This window comes from Planococcus sp. MSAK28401 (genome assembly GCF_018283455.1).
GTDB classification, from domain to species: domain Bacteria; phylum Bacillota; class Bacilli; order Bacillales_A; family Planococcaceae; genus Planococcus; species Planococcus alpniumensis.
In genome coordinates this window covers 1166019-1182695 of the sequence record NZ_JAAMTH010000001.1, presented here as the reverse complement: position 1 = coordinate 1182695, position 16677 = coordinate 1166019, and the positions used below count along the sequence as shown (strand labels likewise).

Annotated in this window: 13 protein-coding genes; 3 read left to right on the top strand and 10 right to left on the bottom strand. The window is 50.3% G+C overall.

Features of this window, described 5'->3' with window-relative positions; translation table 11 throughout:
• Window positions 1-10: 10 nt before the first annotated feature.
• Both lgt and hprK read right to left on the bottom strand, forming a co-directional pair.
• Window positions 11-823 (bottom strand): prolipoprotein diacylglyceryl transferase, encoded by an 813-nt coding sequence (lgt, locus tag G3255_RS05970; protein ID WP_211653705.1) that lies wholly within the window; start codon window positions 821-823, stop codon window positions 11-13.
• A 21-nt stretch (window positions 824-844) separates the two neighbouring features.
• Entirely contained in the window at window positions 845-1771 is a 927-nt protein-coding gene (hprK, locus tag G3255_RS05965; RefSeq protein ID WP_211653704.1) for an HPr(Ser) kinase/phosphatase, read from the bottom strand.
• Window positions 1772-1933: 162 nt separating this feature from the next.
• Here hprK and G3255_RS05960 point away from each other — a divergent pair, with 162 nt between their 5' ends.
• Window positions 1934-2476 carry an N-acetylmuramoyl-L-alanine amidase family protein gene (locus G3255_RS05960; RefSeq protein WP_211653703.1) on the top strand — a complete coding sequence of 181 codons (543 nt, stop codon included), beginning with the start codon at window positions 1934-1936 and terminating at the stop codon, window positions 2474-2476.
• Between the two features lie 50 nt (window positions 2477-2526).
• Here G3255_RS05960 and G3255_RS05955 read toward each other — a convergent pair whose 3' ends face one another.
• The 4 genes from G3255_RS05955 to G3255_RS05940 form a co-directional block, all read right to left on the bottom strand.
• The gene (locus G3255_RS05955; protein WP_211653702.1) at window positions 2527-3690 is read right to left on the bottom strand and encodes a DUF4097 family beta strand repeat-containing protein; all 1164 of its coding nucleotides are present in this window, start codon (window positions 3688-3690) and stop codon (window positions 2527-2529) included.
• An 83-nt stretch (window positions 3691-3773) separates the two neighbouring features.
• Window positions 3774-6656 carry an excinuclease ABC subunit UvrA gene (gene uvrA / locus G3255_RS05950; protein ID WP_211653701.1) on the bottom strand — a complete coding sequence of 961 codons (2883 nt, stop codon included), beginning with the start codon at window positions 6654-6656 and terminating at the stop codon, window positions 3774-3776.
• A gap of 6 nt (window positions 6657-6662) precedes the next feature.
• The gene (gene uvrB, locus G3255_RS05945; RefSeq protein ID WP_211653700.1) at window positions 6663-8645 is read right to left on the bottom strand and encodes an excinuclease ABC subunit UvrB; all 1983 of its coding nucleotides are present in this window, start codon (window positions 8643-8645) and stop codon (window positions 6663-6665) included.
• 201 nt (window positions 8646-8846) lie between these two features.
• Window positions 8847-9086, bottom strand: a complete 240-nt coding sequence (locus tag G3255_RS05940) for an IDEAL domain-containing protein (protein ID WP_058381274.1) — start codon at window positions 9084-9086, stop codon at window positions 8847-8849.
• Between the two features lie 176 nt (window positions 9087-9262).
• Between G3255_RS05940 and G3255_RS05935 the strand changes: the two genes are divergently transcribed.
• Window positions 9263-9817: a competence protein ComK gene (locus G3255_RS05935; RefSeq protein WP_211653699.1), complete on the top strand. Its 555-nt coding sequence runs from the start codon at window positions 9263-9265 to the stop codon at window positions 9815-9817.
• Here G3255_RS05935 and G3255_RS05930 read toward each other — a convergent pair.
• Window positions 9814-10179 (bottom strand): YhjD family protein, encoded by a 366-nt coding sequence (locus tag G3255_RS05930; RefSeq protein ID WP_211653698.1) that lies wholly within the window; start codon window positions 10177-10179, stop codon window positions 9814-9816. The two genes, G3255_RS05935 and G3255_RS05930, sit on opposite strands and share 4 nt — an antisense overlap.
• Before the next feature lie 210 nt (window positions 10180-10389).
• Window positions 10390-12006 carry an ABC1 kinase family protein gene (locus tag G3255_RS05925; protein WP_211653697.1) on the bottom strand — a complete coding sequence of 539 codons (1617 nt, stop codon included), beginning with the start codon at window positions 12004-12006 and terminating at the stop codon, window positions 10390-10392.
• 100 nt (window positions 12007-12106) lie between these two features.
• On the opposite strand from G3255_RS05925, the gene G3255_RS05920 reads away from it, so the two are divergent.
• Entirely contained in the window at window positions 12107-12883 is a 777-nt protein-coding gene (locus G3255_RS05920; RefSeq protein ID WP_211653696.1) for an enoyl-CoA hydratase-related protein, read from the top strand.
• 47 nt (window positions 12884-12930) lie between these two features.
• On the opposite strand, the gene G3255_RS05915 is transcribed toward G3255_RS05920, so the two are convergent.
• Window positions 12931-14910: a S9 family peptidase gene (locus tag G3255_RS05915; protein WP_211653695.1), complete on the bottom strand. Its 1980-nt coding sequence runs from the start codon at window positions 14908-14910 to the stop codon at window positions 12931-12933.
• 161 nt (window positions 14911-15071) lie between these two features.
• The gene (locus tag G3255_RS05910; RefSeq protein ID WP_211653694.1) at window positions 15072-16625 is read right to left on the bottom strand and encodes a fatty acid--CoA ligase family protein; all 1554 of its coding nucleotides are present in this window, start codon (window positions 16623-16625) and stop codon (window positions 15072-15074) included.
• Window positions 16626-16677: the final 52 nt, after the last annotated feature.

The following is a 16677-nucleotide window of genomic DNA, read 5'->3' as shown; positions in this document are numbered from 1 at the left end:
TCTTTCCTAGTTATTTATCCAAATAGCGCGGCGGGTTTTTGATGGCCACGCGCCGGTAGATGATGAACGCAAGCCCAATGACGATCGCGATGACCGACACAAGTTGTGCAGCACGCAATTCGCCGATGACGTATAGGCTGTCGGTGCGCATTCCTTCAATGAAGAAACGGCCGACTGAATACCAGATCATATAGAAGAAGAACATTTCCCCGCGCACCAAATTGACTTTGCGCAGCAGCAGCAAAATGATGATCCCCACCAAACTCCACATCGATTCATAGAGGAAGGTTGGGTGGTAGTAAGCACCATCTATGTACATATGGTTGATGATCCAATCGGGAATAAACAGACTCTCAAGAAACTGGCGCGATACTTCTCCGCCGTGCGCTTCTTGGTTGATGAAATTGCCCCAGCGCCCGATAGCCTGGCCGATCAAAATACTTGGCGCCAAGATATCCGCCACTTTCAAAAACGGCGTATTGCGGCTTTTCGTAAATATGTAGGCGACGATGACAGAAGCAATCAAGGCCCCGTGTATCGCAATCCCGCCATTCCAGATGGCAATGATTTGGGCAGGCTGATCTTTATAATTTTCCCATTCGAATATCACATAATAAATGCGCGCACCAACGATGGCGAGCGGCACAGCCCAGATCAATAGATCGGTCAAATAATCCGGATGCAAACCGCGCTTGACCATTTCTTTTTGGCCGACGAGAAACGCGATGACGATGCCGGCCGCAATGATGACGCCGTACCACCGGACATCAATCGGCCCGAGTGAAAATGCCACCGGATCGATCGCTGCTAAAACTGAATACATATAATGCACCTTCCCATTCGCTTAATTTGTATCTTGTGCGATGACATCATCAAGCCGCTTGGAGAATTCCTCAGCGGCATTGACGCCCATCCGTTTCAGGCGGTAGTTCATCGCGGCCACTTCGATAATAACGGAAAGGTTACGTCCTGGACGTACAGGAATCGTTAGCTTCGTCACATCCGTATCAATGATTTTCATCGTCTCTTCCTCTAGCCCGAGACGGTCGTAAGTTTTATCTTGATCCCAGAGCTCGAGGTCGATGACGAGTGAAATACGCTTAAAGTTACGTACGGCACTCGCTCCGAATAAAGTCATAATGTCGATGATGCCGACACCGCGAATCTCGAGCAGATACTCAATCAGCTTCGGCGGATGTCCGACAAGCGTACTTTCGCCTTCTTGGCGGATCTCCACGCAATCATCCGCTACGAGGCGATGGCCTTTCTTGACGAGTTCCAATGCGGTTTCACTTTTCCCGACGCCGCTTTTTCCGGTGATGAGTACACCGATGCCGTAAATGTCGACCAGCACGCCGTGTACAGCAGTCGTCGGAGCGAGATGGCTTTCTAGAAAGTTCGTCAGCAAACTCGAGAAGCGGGTGGTCGTCATGTTCGTCCCGAGCACCGGCACATGTTTTTCAGAAGAGGCGATGACCAATTCCTCCGGTACATCGACCCCATGGGAGACGATGATGGCGGGCGTATCCTCCGCACACAATCTCATCATCCGGTCCAAGCGTTCTTCCGGTTTTAGCATGGCGAAAAATGACAATTCCGTTTTCCCGAGCAATTGCATGCGGTTCGCTGGATAATGGGTAAAATAGCCTGCCATTTCCAGTCCCGGTCTCGAAATATCACTGATGGCAATATGGCGCCCAATGCCTTCTTGGCCGCTGATCAGTTTCAAGCCAAACATATCCATTACTTGTTTCACTGTTACTTGTCCCATAGTTTTCCCTCATTCCCCCGGCTGCGCAAATTGATTTTCCCAGATAATTCCTTCGTTTTGCGGCGGTTTGTTTTTATTTTAACATGGAAAAAAAGAAATTGAAGAATTTCGTCCCCTTTCGCACCCTTTCCTTCTATATAAGGAATGAAGGGGGAATGTTAAATGAAGATTATTATTGATGCAGGCCACGGGCCGGGGACGATCGGCAAACGGACGCCAGACGGCAGGATGCGCGAATTCCATTTCAACAATGCAGTCGCTGAAGAAGTGAAAAAGCGCTTGGCGGCAGATGGTTACACGGTGTTGTTTAGCCATCAGCAAGATCGTGATGTTCCTTTGAAGGAAAGGACAAGTTTCGCCAATCGGTCCGGTGCCGAATTATTGGTATCGATCCATGCGAATGCAGCAGGAAATAACTATAGCCCCGCACAAGGCATTGAAAGTTTTATCTATCCCACAGCTCCTGCACGCACGCGCAAATTGGGCCAGCTGCTCCAGGATTCGTTGATCTTATCGACGCAGCGGAAAGACCGCGGATTGAAAACTGCGGATTTCGCCATGCTGCGGGATACCGTCATGCCTGCAGTTCTTGTGGAATGTGGATTTATGACGCACCGGCATGAAGCAGCTTTGCTGCAATCCGATGACTACCGCAAGCGCTGTGCACGCGCCATCAGCTTTGCCATCACCTGTATGGAACGATAACGCAAAAAATCCCAGTGGAGAATTTTCTCCACTGGGATTTTTTATATGGTTCAGTCGATTGTTAAATAACGCACGAGGATCGAACCGGTTTTGGTTTCACCGTAGACAAGCAATGGCCCGCCTGCAGACTCCACATCCCCTGTTTTCGTGAAATGCATTTTCTTCTGCATAAACTGGCCTTGTTCGTGGCTGCTGTTAATATCCGGCAGCAAAACATCCATACGTCCAAGATTTGAAGAAACTTCCCCACGCAGCGCCAAATGCTGCGGGATGTAAATCTCTACATTGCCCGCCAAAGTTTTCGCTTCGAGCTTTTTCGCTTCTTTGCTGCGCGTCGTCGCGACAACATTGCCATTTAAAGACTTCGCGTCGATGTCTTCAATATCCCCATCGATGTAAATACGCCCATTCAAAGTTTCCGCCTCAACTTCGCGGCCCTTCACTTCCATCATCTGGATCGGGCCGTTAGCTGTTTCAAGCTCAGCTTCTTCGAATTGGATCGTTTTCAAATCAATCTTGCCGTTTGCAGTTTTAACTTTGATCAAGGCCGAATCGAGACGCTTCATCGTGAAGCCGCCATTGAACAGGCGGACGACGATTTGTTCAAACGCCGCTGCTGGGACATATAAGACGAGATTCACTTGCGTCGTTTTCAAGTCGCTGATGATACGCAATTTACGGTCATCCGCAATGAACACGAATTTTTCCAGGAAATCCTGTTTTGCCTGCTCCGGAGATTCTGCGCGAAATGCCTTGACGCTGCATTCTGCTCGGATCGAACCGTCCTGTGAAGGGAAAACTTCCAATTGCCCGTTAGCGATATCGGCAATGATCGTGTGGAGATCCGCACTTTCTTCCGTAAAGGTGTGTTCAAAACGTACGGCTTCACCGAATGGCGAATCGAATTCCATCGTTTTCAGCTTATCGGCGGACGTTTGCATGAACTGCATCATCCGGTCTCCAAGTTGATTGAAATCCTTGGACATGTTCTTGGAAAAATCCTTCGAAAAGTCTTTCGAAAACTTTTTGAACATGTCTTCCGGACGGAAGAATCCACGCTTGCCGCGTGAACCGCGGTAAGTTTCACGGCCGTAATCTTTTGAAGAATTACCCGTCTCCCCGCCATCGACCGCTTTCAATAGCTCAACCGCTTCGCGTGCCGAGATGGTGCCGTTTTCAACCATGTCCAAAATGCGTTCTTTTTCACTTTGCATATCGTTTGGCCTCCTCTTCGGATTTCTGCCTTCGCAGAAATTCCTGTTCTACTTTAATGATACGTTTGGATCGAAGGAAAGTTTCACTTTGCTTTTCTTTTCTTAGTGCTTGCCTTGCCGACCAGTTCTTTCATGCGTGCGCTGTCCCGCTCGAGGATCGGTTTCAAATACATGCCTGTATAGGATCCTTCGACTTTAGCGATATCTTCCGGCGTGCCAGTGGCCAAGATTGTGCCGCCTTTGTCTCCGCCTTCTGGGCCGAGGTCAATCAAGTAATCGGCCGTTTTGATGACATCGAGATTGTGTTCGATCGTCAACACGGTATCGCCATTGTCCACTAGCCTTTGCAGCACTTTCAATAAGCGTGAAATATCATCGGCGTGAAGCCCAGTCGTCGGTTCATCCAGAATATAGAACGACTTGCCATTGGAGCGTTTATGCAACTCTGAAGCCAATTTGACACGCTGCGCTTCGCCACCGGACAGTGTAGTCGCCGGCTGCCCGAGCGTTACATAGCCGAGCCCGACATCGACGATGGTTTTCAATTTACGATTGATTTTCGGGATATTCTCGAAGAATCCATAAGCATCTTCCACCGTCATTTCCAACACGTCTGCAATGTTTTTATCTTTATATTTCACTTCCAGCGTTTCGCGGTTATAGCGTTTGCCGTGGCAGATTTCACACGGCACATAGACATCTGGAAGGAAATGCATTTCGATTTTGATGATGCCGTCGCCGCGGCAGGCTTCACAGCGCCCGCCTTTGACGTTGAAGCTGAAGCGCCCTTTTTTATAGCCACGCACTTTTGCTTCATTGGTCGTCGCGTAAACATCTCGGATATCATCGAATACGCCTGTGTAAGTCGCCGGGTTGGAACGCGGTGTGCGCCCGATCGGTGATTGGTCAATATCGATGACTTTTTCCAGTTCCTCGATGCCTTCTACCGATTTGTGCTGGCCCGGCTTGACCCGCGCACGGTTCAGTTTATGGGCAAGCGACTTGTAAAGGATCTCGTTGATCAAGGTACTTTTCCCAGAACCCGAAACTCCAGTAACCGCTGTGAACAACCCGATCGGAATGTCGACATCGACATTTTTCAAGTTATTCGCGGAGGCTCCGCGGATTGAAATCTTCCGTTCGTTCGGCTGCCTGCGTTCAGCCGGCAGCGGAATGAACTTCTTGCCACTCAAATACTGGCCGGTCAACGACTTCTTATTTTTCATCACTTTTTCAGGTGCACCGGCAGCAATAATCTCGCCCCCGTGTACGCCGGCTCCAGGGCCGACATCAATCAGGTAATCTGCTGCCATCATCGTATCTTCGTCATGTTCGACGACGATGAGCGTATTGCCGATATCGCGCATATTTTTCAATGTGCTAATCAATCGGTCATTGTCGCGTTGATGAAGGCCGATTGAAGGTTCATCGAGAATATAAAGAACGCCTGTCAGCCGTGACCCGATTTGCGTTGCAAGGCGGATGCGCTGTGCTTCGCCGCCTGACAATGTACCCGATGCGCGGTTCAATGTCAGATAATCAAGCCCTACATTGATCAAGAAACCGACACGCTCTTGAATTTCGCGGAGGATCATAGTAGCGATCTGGCGGTCTTTCTCCGAAAGCGTCAAGCTGTCGAAAAACGCTTGCGCTTCCGTAATCGAATATTCAACGACTTGCCCGATGTGGAGATCATTGACTTTGACTGCCAATGACTCCGGTTTCAACCGGTAGCCTGAACATGTCGGGCATGGTTGCTGACCCATGAATTTCTCCATCATGTCCCGAATATAATCGGAACTGGTTTCCCGGTAGCGCCGGTCGACATTCGCGAGCACGCCTTCGAAGAAAATATGGCTGTCGCGGATTTTGCCGTAATCATTTTCATAACGGAAACGGATTTTTTCATTATCGGAACCATGCAGGATGATGTTCACCTGGTCTTCAGGCAATTCTTTCATCGGCACGTCCATCTCAATTCCAAAATGGCTGCATACCGCCTGCAGCAATTGCGGATAGTATTGCGAACTCGTCGGGCGCCACGGGGCAATGGCATGATCCGCGAGGCTGACATCCCAATCCGGTATGACCAGTTCAGGATCGACTTCCAGTTTCATCCCAAGCCCGTCGCACTCAGGGCAGGCCCCGAATGGCGAGTTGAAGGAAAACATGCGCGGTTCCAATTCACCGATGGAAAATCCGCAAATTGGGCAAGCATGATGTTCGCTGAACAGCAATTCCTCTTCGTCCATGACATCCACCAGCACTCGCCCTTCCCCTAGACGCAAGGCAGACTCCAGCGAGTCGCTTAAGCGCGGGGCAATTCTGTCTTTCATGATGACGCGGTCAATGACCACTTCAATGGAATGCTTTTTGTTTTTATCGAGCGAAATATTGTCATCCAAATCGATGAGCTCGCCATTGACGCGAACCCGTACATATCCTTGCTTCTTAACATCTTCCAACAGTTTCACATGGGTGCCTTTGCGTCCTGATACGAGCGGCGCCAGCACTTGCATGCGCGTCCGTTCCGGATATTCAACTAAGCGGTCGACCATCTGTTCGACCGTCTGCGAAGAAATTTCAATACCGTGGTTCGGGCAGATCGGCTTTCCGATCCGCGCGTACATGAGCCGGATATAATCGTAGATTTCTGTCACGGTCGCTACGGTCGATCTCGGGTTTTTGCTTGTCGTCTTCTGGTCGATCGAAATCGCCGGAGACAAACCTTCAATCAAATCGACGTCCGGTTTATCCATTTGGCCAAGAAATTGCCGTGCATAAGACGACAAAGATTCGACGTAGCGGCGCTGGCCTTCCGCATAGATCGTATCGAACGCCAGGGATGATTTCCCCGAACCGGATAAACCGGTCATGACGACGAGCTTATCGCGGGGAATCGTGACGTCGATGTTTTTTAAGTTATGGGCACGCGCGCCTTGTATGCGTATCTCTTGGTTTTTCAAGTCCTATCATCCTTCCGCTTTCAATTCCAACACTGTATCACGCAGTTCTGCGGCACGCTCGAAATCGAGCGCTTTCGCCGCTTCTTTCATTTCCTTCTCAAGCAATGTGACGAGCTTCATGCGGTCTTCTTTTTTGAGTTTCTTGCCTTCGACCGCTTTGCTGACATACTCTTCCGCTTCTTCCGCCGCTTCTGTTGCACGGATGACGTCGCGGATCTTTTTCTTTATGGTTACCGGCGTAATGCCGTGTTCTTCATTATAAGCCGCCTGGATGGTGCGGCGTCGGGTTGTCTCATCGATCGCTTTCTGCATCGAATCCGTGATCCGGTCCGCATACATGATGACGTGGCCGTTCTCGTTCCGGGCAGCACGCCCCATCGTCTGGATCAAGGAACGTTCCGAACGCAAGAAGCCTTCTTTGTCGGCGTCGAGGATAGTCACCAATGAAACTTCCGGAATATCGAGACCTTCACGCAGCAAGTTGATGCCAACTAGCACATCGTATACGCCCATCCGCAATTCGCGGATGATCTCGATGCGCTCGAGCGTCTTGATCTCGGAATGCAGGTAATTGACTTTGACGCCCGCTTCTTTCAGGTAGTTCGTCAAGTCCTCCGACATCTTCTTCGTCAAGGTCGTGACCAATACGCGTTCCCCGCGCTCTTTACGCTTCTGGATTTCATCCATAAGATCATCGATTTGCCCTTCGATCGGCCTGATTTCGATTTCCGGGTCAAGCAAGCCTGTCGGACGGATGATTTGCTCGACCATTTCCGGCGTATGTTCGAGTTCATAAGGGCCTGGCGTTGCTGAAACGAACACCGCTTGGTCGATATGCTCTTCGAACTCATCGAATGTCAGCGGGCGGTTATCCATAGCGGATGGCAAACGGAAACCGTGGTCGACAAGCACTTTCTTACGCGCCTGGTCACCATTGAACATGCCGCGCACTTGCGGCAACGTGACGTGGCTTTCGTCGACGACCAGCAGGAAATCGTCCGGGAAGTAATCGATCAATGTATAAGGTTGCGCGCCTGCTGGACGCAGCGTCAAATGGCGTGAATAGTTTTCGATGCCTGAGCAGAAGCCCATCTCGCGCATCATTTCCAAATCGTAGCGCGTACGCTGCTCGAGCCGCTGCGCTTCGAGCAATTTATCTTCCGCACGCATTTCCTTCAGGCGTTCTTCCAGTTCCGCTTCGATATTTTCGATGGCTCTGACCATCTTGTCTTCCCGCGTAACAAAGTGGGACGCCGGGAAAATAGCGACGTGTTCGCGGTCGCCGATGATTTCCCCTGTCAGGGCATCGACTTCCCGTATGCGGTCGATTTCATCGCCAAAAAACTCCACGCGCAAGCAGCGCTCATCGCGCGAAGCCGGGAAGATTTCGACCACATCGCCACGTACGCGGAATGTCCCGCGGATGAAATTGATGTCGTTGCGCTCATACTGCACGTCTACCAATTTGCGCAGCAGCTGGTTGCGTTCGATTTCCATCCCTTTGCGCAGCGAGACGACGAGTTCCCGGTATTCTTTCGGGGACCCAAGGCCGTAGATGCAGGAAACGGAAGCGATGACGATGACATCATCGCGCTCGAACAAGGAACTGGTCGCTGAGTGGCGCAATTTGTCGATTTCATCATTGATGCTCGCATCTTTTTCTATGAATGTATCTGACTGCGGCACGTATGCCTCAGGCTGATAATAATCGTAATAGCTGACGAAGTATTCTACGGCATTGTCAGGGAAAAATTCCTTGAACTCGCTATAGAGCTGCCCTGCCAATGTCTTGTTATGGGCCATGACCAATGTCGGCTTTTTCACTTGTTGAATGACATTCGACATCGTATAGGTTTTCCCCGTACCAGTCGCACCGAGCAAGGTCTGGAACCTTTTGCCGTCGATGATGCCTTTGGTCAATTGGGTGATGGCTTCCGGTTGGTCGCCCGCCGGTTCATAAGGGGCTTGCAGGTTAAATTCCTTTTTCATGGATATGTCCTCCCGTATTTTTCACTACTTCTATTTTAACATATGCCCTAAAATTCCCCTAACAAAAAGCGAACGTATGTTTTTTCTCAAGTATATTCAGCAAATCGCTTGTTTACAGGTAGAATTTCGCAGTCCAGTGAAGACCAGCTGCCGTAATTCAAGGCACAAAAAAACCGCCCGGAGTTGCTCCGGGCGGTTTTGTCATTCTTCTTCCCGCTTCAGCTCTTGCAGCTGTGCAGTATATGTGTCAAAAGATTTGCGGTCGTTATGATCCAAGGCTTCGTCGATAAGTGCCAGCAATTGCGTTTCCTGCTGTTCGCGGTGAACATGCTTCAAGAACAGATCCAGGTAGATCTCATTCAGCAGCTTTTCCGCTTCCGTGATCTTTTTCGTTTGAGCCATCGCTTTCATGAAGTCAGCATAAGAATAATAGTTTTCCATTCTTCTTCACCCCGAATGCTTTTCATTAGTATACACGAAAGCGCAAGAAAGAAGCAAGAGTTTTTTGAAAATTACAACGAGATTGAAAAAATAATTTTTTCGGAAAATACTTATTGTTTATTTTCCATTTTTTATTATAATGAGGTATGTAAAGTAAATTTAGGGGGTAAATATTCATGGGTAAGAAGAATCAAAATCCTGTCTCTTATACAATTTGCAGCAATACATATGCGCTGCTCCCGTATATGGACGGCCACCGGCTCTTGACACGCGTCATTGAAGACCGCAGCGAATTCCTGGTGGAGGAATCAGTCTATAAAATTGTGGCGAAATCGTGCTCTTTCTATCGCGGCTCCCTCGCCAGCGCCACGCTCTACGCACAAAAAGCGATTGGCGTTAAACACAAACCGCCAATCATTGTCGGTGAGTATTACGGCAATCCGTTGATTTTCTTTCCTACCCACTCTCCGAAAAACAAGGATTCCATCTGGTTCAATTTCGATGCCATCGATTTGATCGCTGCGGACAATAGCGGGCGAGGCAGTTTGGTATCGCTCAGCAATGGCGTCGTCGTCCCTGCAGACATCTCTCCCATTGCGCTTCGCAACCAGCATTCGTTCACCGGATCTTTGCGCCGCTATTTCAAAAAAGCGCAACGCGTCCATAACCACCGGATGAATTATGTGACGAAACGGGCGTTTCCGCCTCGCAGCCAGCAGCCGCTGGATTAAAATGATTTAGCGGCTGCTGTCAGATAAAGCCTCAATTGATCTTCAACGGCATTTTTCAACCGGATATTCAAATAGCGGCGATGGTCTTCATAGCCGCCATGACAAAATACATATTCCGAGAAATTGTCGTCTTTACTTCCCCGCCTCACCTTCATGCCATTGGCCCTCATGAACGCGATGGTTTCGGCCAAGTCGCCCTTTGCCCGTTCGATCGCCCGGTCCAGTAATTCCAGATAGGGGGCTTTCAGTTTAAAAGGCCCTTTTTGGATACACTCGCGATCCCGTTCCAAAATGAGGAGCACCATCGGCAATTGCACCCGCTTCTCAAACACGGCTATTTCCGCCCTTGAAATCAGGGGCATTTCCTCACCCCCTAGTGTATAGGAACAAGTGTTCTTATTTTTATTTTAACTGGGAATACGGAAATTGCAAGAGCCGCCAGTTAAAAAAGGACGATTTCGATTGTTTTTTTGCCATGCCGGAAGAACCGGCGCAGCCTTTATTCACATATAAAAAATCGCCTTTTCGGCATGCAGGCCCTACACCTGCATTTCGATAAGGCGATTTTTTGTTTAGCGGATAGCACGGAATGCCCACAGCGAGCCGACAAAAAATACCGACGACACCCATAGGAACGGCTCGTGCCAGAACCAGACGGATAATGAAATCCCGGAAAACGATACTAGCGAGAAGATGCCGGCGAACATCCGGCTCTGCAGATTGCGCTGATGCTCGCGCTCCCGGCCTTCCTTGTTCTCCAAGTAATGGCGGATGCGTTCCGGTTCATCGAGAAAGTTGATGATTTTTTTCGGGAACGCCCTCGCCGGCCCTGTGGAATTGAGGATCCAACGGAAGACGTCTTCTTTGCCGAAAATGCCTTTCCCTTCACGCTTAGTCGAAGCCCATTCCAAGACGCGCGGACGCGCAAGGGCGAAAAGGTCAACTTTCGGATCCAATACGTGCAAGACACCGACGAAAATCGATGTCGCCCGGCCAAAAAAGGCGAATTCTGCTGGCAGCTGCACCGGCTGCGTGCGGACAATATCCTGCATGTCTTTCAATAGCCGTTCGACAACAAAGCTGTCCATCTGCATCAATTCATTCGATTCGTAAGCGGCGACGAGCCGTTCAACGGCATCCGCCAATAAATCGCGGTCTGCATTCGGCAACAGAAAACGCAGATCCTCCAAGCCGTCGAGCACTTGTTCATAATTCTTGAACAGAATGCCTTCCGCAATCAGCAGAATCGCTTGCGAATCGCGCTCGGAGATTGTTCCGATCATGCCGAAATCGATCAGCACGATCGTGCCATCTGGCTTCAACAGGATATTGCCGCCGTGTGGGTCGGCATGAAACTGGCCGCCATACAGCACTTGCTCCAAGAACAGGATGAACAATCGCTCGGAAATTTCATGGCGGTTGAGCCCGTGCTCTTCGATAAAACTGATGTCCGTGATTCTTGCGCCTTCAATCCATTCCATCACCAACACGCGGCGCGTCGTGTATTCATCGTAATATACCGGGATGTGGACGCCGTTCATTTCCGCGAAGCGGTCCGCAAAAGACCGGCCGTTCTGAAGTTCGCGGACGAAGTTCAGTTCCGCGCCAATCGTTTCAGTCATCTCGACGTATAATTGGTCAAAGTCGACTTGCTTTGTGAACGGGGTAAATTTCTTCGCCAGCCAGATGACAATGCGCATCGCCTGGAAATCGGCGCGGATAATCCGGTCGGTCCCCGGGCGCTGGACTTTGACAGCGACTTCGGTGCCATTTTTCAAGCGGCCTTTGAACACCTCGCCGATGGAGGCGGAAGCGATTGCTTGATCCGATAATTCATCCAGATAATTGTTATGCTCGACATTCCACTCCTGCTCCATCACTTCGATGATGTCTTTTCGCGGCACGGATGGCACACGGTCCGTCAGTCCCTCAAGCTCCGCCAAGAAGCTCGGCGGCATGATATCCGCACGGGTGGACAAGAATTGGCCCAATTTGATCATCAGGCCGCCCAGCTTGAGCGCCAGTTCCTTGTATTCTTTTGCCTGGCGGGTGACGAGCTCATTCCAGCGCTGTTCAACGACTGGAGTCCACTTGCCCCTATTGCGCCTTTGGAAAAGCGATATTTGTAAATAAAATCGGATCGCCATGGAAACGATGCGGTAAATACGGAGATATGTAACCTGATTCATGAATGAGCTCCCCCCTGTTGTTCCCATTATAGAGTTTGGTGACAGATTAGTCCAAAAAGTGGTATGTTTTTAACGGATGGATTATTAAAGGGGGATGGATATGGAAACAATTCATTATGAACAAAAAGGAAATTTGGCGTTCATCACTTTGAACCGGCCGGATTCGATGAATGCATTCAATTACGATATGCTCGCTGAACTTGGCCAAGTGGCAGAAGCGATCCGCATCAATCCCGATATTCGGGTCGTCGTCTTCACCGGTGCTGGCGACAAGGCTTTCAGTGTCGGGGCCGACTTGAAAGAACGCAAGACCTTGACGCAAGACCAGGTCAAGCGCAATCTCTACAAAATCGGTGAAGTGTTCACGACCATCGAAAACTTGCCGCAGCCAACAATTGCCATGATCAATGGCTACGCGTTCGGCGGCGGCATGGAGCTTGCTTTGGCTTGTGATTTCCGCATCGCAGCGGACGATACATTGCTCGGGTTGACCGAAACGAGCCTTGCGATCATACCAGGCGCCGGCGGCACGCAGCGCCTGCCGAGATTGATCGGCGAGGCGAAAGCGATGGAATTGATCTTGACCGCGCGCCGCTTGAAATCATCAGAAGCACTCGATTACGGCCTCGTCACCCGCCTCGCTGCGCCAGACGACTTGGCGCAAATGACAGGCGAATTTGCGGACTCGATTTTAGCGAACGGGCCAATCGCGTTGCAGCAAGCTAAATTTGCCATTAAACACGGCATGAACGCCGATATGCAAACAGGGCTTCAAATCGAACGGAAAGCTTACGAAATCACCATACCGACAGAGGACCGCGTTGAGGCGCTGCTCGCGTTCGGCGAGAAACGCAAACCGGAATTCAAAGGGCGCTAATCAAAAAAGCCAGGCGGAGAAAAAATCTCCGCCTGGCTTTTTTCTATTCACAGCCGCTCCATCCAGCCGACAATCTCCTGCAACCTGGCAAAACGCAAATTCGGTTTGCCGGTGCGCGATAAATTATGGTCCGCTTCCGGGAAACGGACAAATTCCGTTTCCTTGTGCATGCTTTTCAGCGTGACAAATAATTGCTCTCCTTGCTCGATCGGGCAGCGATGGTCGTTTTCCGAATGCAAAATGAGCAGCGGCGTGTGGATGTCTTTCGCATATTTCAGCGGGGAATGCTCCCATAGCTTATCGACATTGTCCATGGCGGCTCCGTGCTGCCACTCGCTGAAATAATAGCCGATGTCTGAAACGCCGAAAAAGGAAATCCAGTTGCAAATCGAACGCTGGGTCACAGCCGCTTTAAAACGCCCGGTATGCGAGACGATCCAGTTGGTCATGAAACCGCCGTAGCTGCCGCCGGTTACGCCGAGCCGCTCTGTATCCACCCAGTCATTTTCTGCGAGAACATTGTCGAGCGCCCCCATGATATCGCGGTAATCCCCGCCGCCGTAATCGCCGCGCACGGCATCGACAAAGCGTTGGCCATAGCCGTGGCTGCCGCGCGGATTGACGTATAGGACGCCATAGCCGTTTGCTGCAAGCAATTGCATTTCATGGACGAATGTATTGGCGTACATGGCATGCGGCCCGCCGTGGATATTGACGACGAGCGGATATTTTCCGCCCGGTTCGAATCCACGGGGCTTCATGAGCCAGCCATGTATTTCAAAATCGTCTTCCGTTGTATGCGAGACGCTTTCCGCTGCAATCAATTCCGTTTGTTCTAGGTAGTTTGAATTGCCAGAAGTCAGTGCTTCGCGCTCTCCAGTCGAAATGACAAGTTTGTAAAGCTCTCCGGGAGACACGGGGTTGCTGATAGCGGCAAGTGCGAAGCTGCCGTCTCTAGCGATATCGTAGCCGTAGACATGCTCATCTTCCGGGGAAGCCGGATACACCGCCCCGTCAAGCGAAGCAAAATACAGGCGCACATCGCCATCTGTAGATACCTGGAAGTATAAATGGTCGTCTTTCGTCCAGACGACGCCCGGTGCCTGGGCGCCTTGCTGATGGTCCGCGACGACATAATCGCCGATTGGGGCATCGATGCCTTCTGTCAGGCATTGCGTCGTTTGAGTTGCTGTTTCATACACATACAAGTCGGCTTGTGTGGCATTTTCATAAGCGCGTGAATGGCCGACAAACGCCAAGCGTGCATCATCGAAGGAAAATGCGGCATCCCCGTAATATCCATCTTGTTCGATGACGGCTGTTTCTTCTCCCGTTTCCAGATCGCGCATGTAGAGCGACTGGCGGAAAATGAAATCCTGATTTTCTTCTTTGGCCGATCCATACACCATTTTCGTGCCGTCATGTGAAATGGCTTCCAAGCTAAAATGATAAGGCCCTTCCGTCAACTGCTCCACCGTTCCTGTCTCCAGGTCCACAAAACCGATTTGGCGGTGGTAGTCCTGCTTGACCAGCCCGCTGCCATCCATTTTGTATTTCATGATCGTCGTGCGGTAAGGTTCAGGCTTTTTCTTGTCGTCCTCTTTTTCCGGTTCTTGATCCGTGAATGTTTTTCCGTCCTGCACCAGCGCATTGACCCAGATTTTCTTATTGCAAGGCGACCAGCGGAAACTGCTCACCCCTTTTTCAAAATCCGTCACAGCGCGCGCTTCCCCGCCGCCTGCTGGAAGGACATACAATTGGTTCTTGTCGTTGCGGTCGGATAGAAAAGCGATGTGGCGGCCGTCTGCTGACCAGGCTGGTTGGCTATTGCGGGTTTTTCCGTAAGTCCAAGGAATCGACTCGCCGGTTTCCAGCGAAATATGGTGCACATGCGAATAATATGTATTTTCTTCTTCGTCCATTTTTGTTTGGACGAATACCGCGCGTTTCCCGTCGGGTGAAACCTTCGGGTCGGTCACGGAAGTTAATTCGAGTAAATCTTCTATTTCAACAGCTTTTTTCAACACACGCTCAGCCTCCTGGATAACTATTTCGTTTATCGTAACAGTTGCCCTTTCACTATATCGGTAATTGTCTGTCTTTTCAATGAAAGCTCTTTGAAAACCTGGATAGCGGGTTTTCGCAAATAAAAAACCGCTTCCCGGCAAAAGCGGAAAGCGGTCCATAGTTATTTTTTTACCGCTTGGTCTTTCAGCGAACGGCGCAGGATTTTGCCTGTCGTGTTTTTCGGCAATTCATCGAGAATCTCCATATGGCGCGGCACTTTGTATTTCGCTAAATGCTCTGCACAATATCCCTGCAGCTCATCGATGGAAACCGCGTCATCTTTCAACACCACATAGGCGTTGACTGACTCGCCGAAATCAGCATCCGGCAAGCCGACAACTGCCGCTTCGACAATCGCCGGATGGGCGAATAGAACTTCTTCGACTTCGCGCGGATAGACATTATAGCCGCCGACGATGATCATGTCTTTTTTGCGGTCAACGATAAAGAAATAGCCTTCTTCATCGACCTTTGCAAGGTCCCCTGTATATAACCAGCCGTCTTTGATGGCAGCTTGCGTTTCTTCCGGCATTTTATAATAGCCTTTCATGACGTTCGGGCCGCGGACGATCAACTCGCCGACTTCCCCGACTGGGACTTCATCGCCAAGTTCATTGACGACCTTGTTCTCGACATTGATGATCGAGGTGCCGATCGATCCAGCTTTGCGTTCGCGGTCAATCGGATTGAAACAAGTAACAGGTGATGCTTCCGATAAGCCGTAGCCTTCGGAAATCCGGACATTGAATTTGTCTTCGAAATTATGCAGCAATGCGACAGGCATCGCGGACCCGCCGGAAATCGCCAAGCGTACAGAAGCGAAGTCGGCCGGATCCACATCCGGCAATTGGTACATGAAATTGAACATTGTCGGAACGCCTGCAAAGACTGTTGCCTGTGACGCTTTTGTCGCAGCGAATACCTCTTGCGGCGTGAAGCGCGGTACGAGAACGATCGTTGCCCCTTGCATCAACGGGGCATTGACGACGACCGTCAAGGCGAACACATGGAACACCGGCAGCGTGGCCACGACACGGTCATCCGGGGTGATCTGAAGATACTCCGCGACATCCCGGGCATTGGAATAAAGATTGCCATGGGTTAGCATCGCGCCTTTCGGTTTGCCGGTGGTCCCAGACGTATAGAGAATGACGGCATTGTCATCTGATGAAATATCAGCCGTGCCATCGAATGCGTTGGAAGTTGTAAGAAGTTGTGTGAATGAACGAACTTTCCCTTTGACAGCTTCCGGCAATTGCGCCATTTTTTCAGCAGTCGATGGGTCTGTCTCGCAAATGACGTATGTTTCCACTGCAGGCAAGGCCTGATGGGCTTTTTCCACAAGCGGCAGCAAGGCATCGAGCGCCACAACCACTTTAGCATCGCTGTTATTGACGATGTAAGCGATTTCATCCGGGCTATAAATCGGGTTGACCGGGACAGCCGTCGCGCCCAGCCGCAATGTGGCATAGAGTGAAATGAGAAAATGCGGGGTATTGCTCAACAAAAATGCGACGTGGTCCCCTTTTTCCACGCCGAGTTCCTGCAATGCCCCTGCGAATTTCGATACCGATTGATCAAATTCGCCGTAAGTCGTGTCTTTGCCCATGAACGTATAAGCAATTCTTCCAGCTTCCTGTTGTGCAATTTCGTGAACACGTTCTCCCAAATTCATTGAATATCCCTCTTTCTGTTGAATGAATACTCATTCATATTTACTTTTTTCA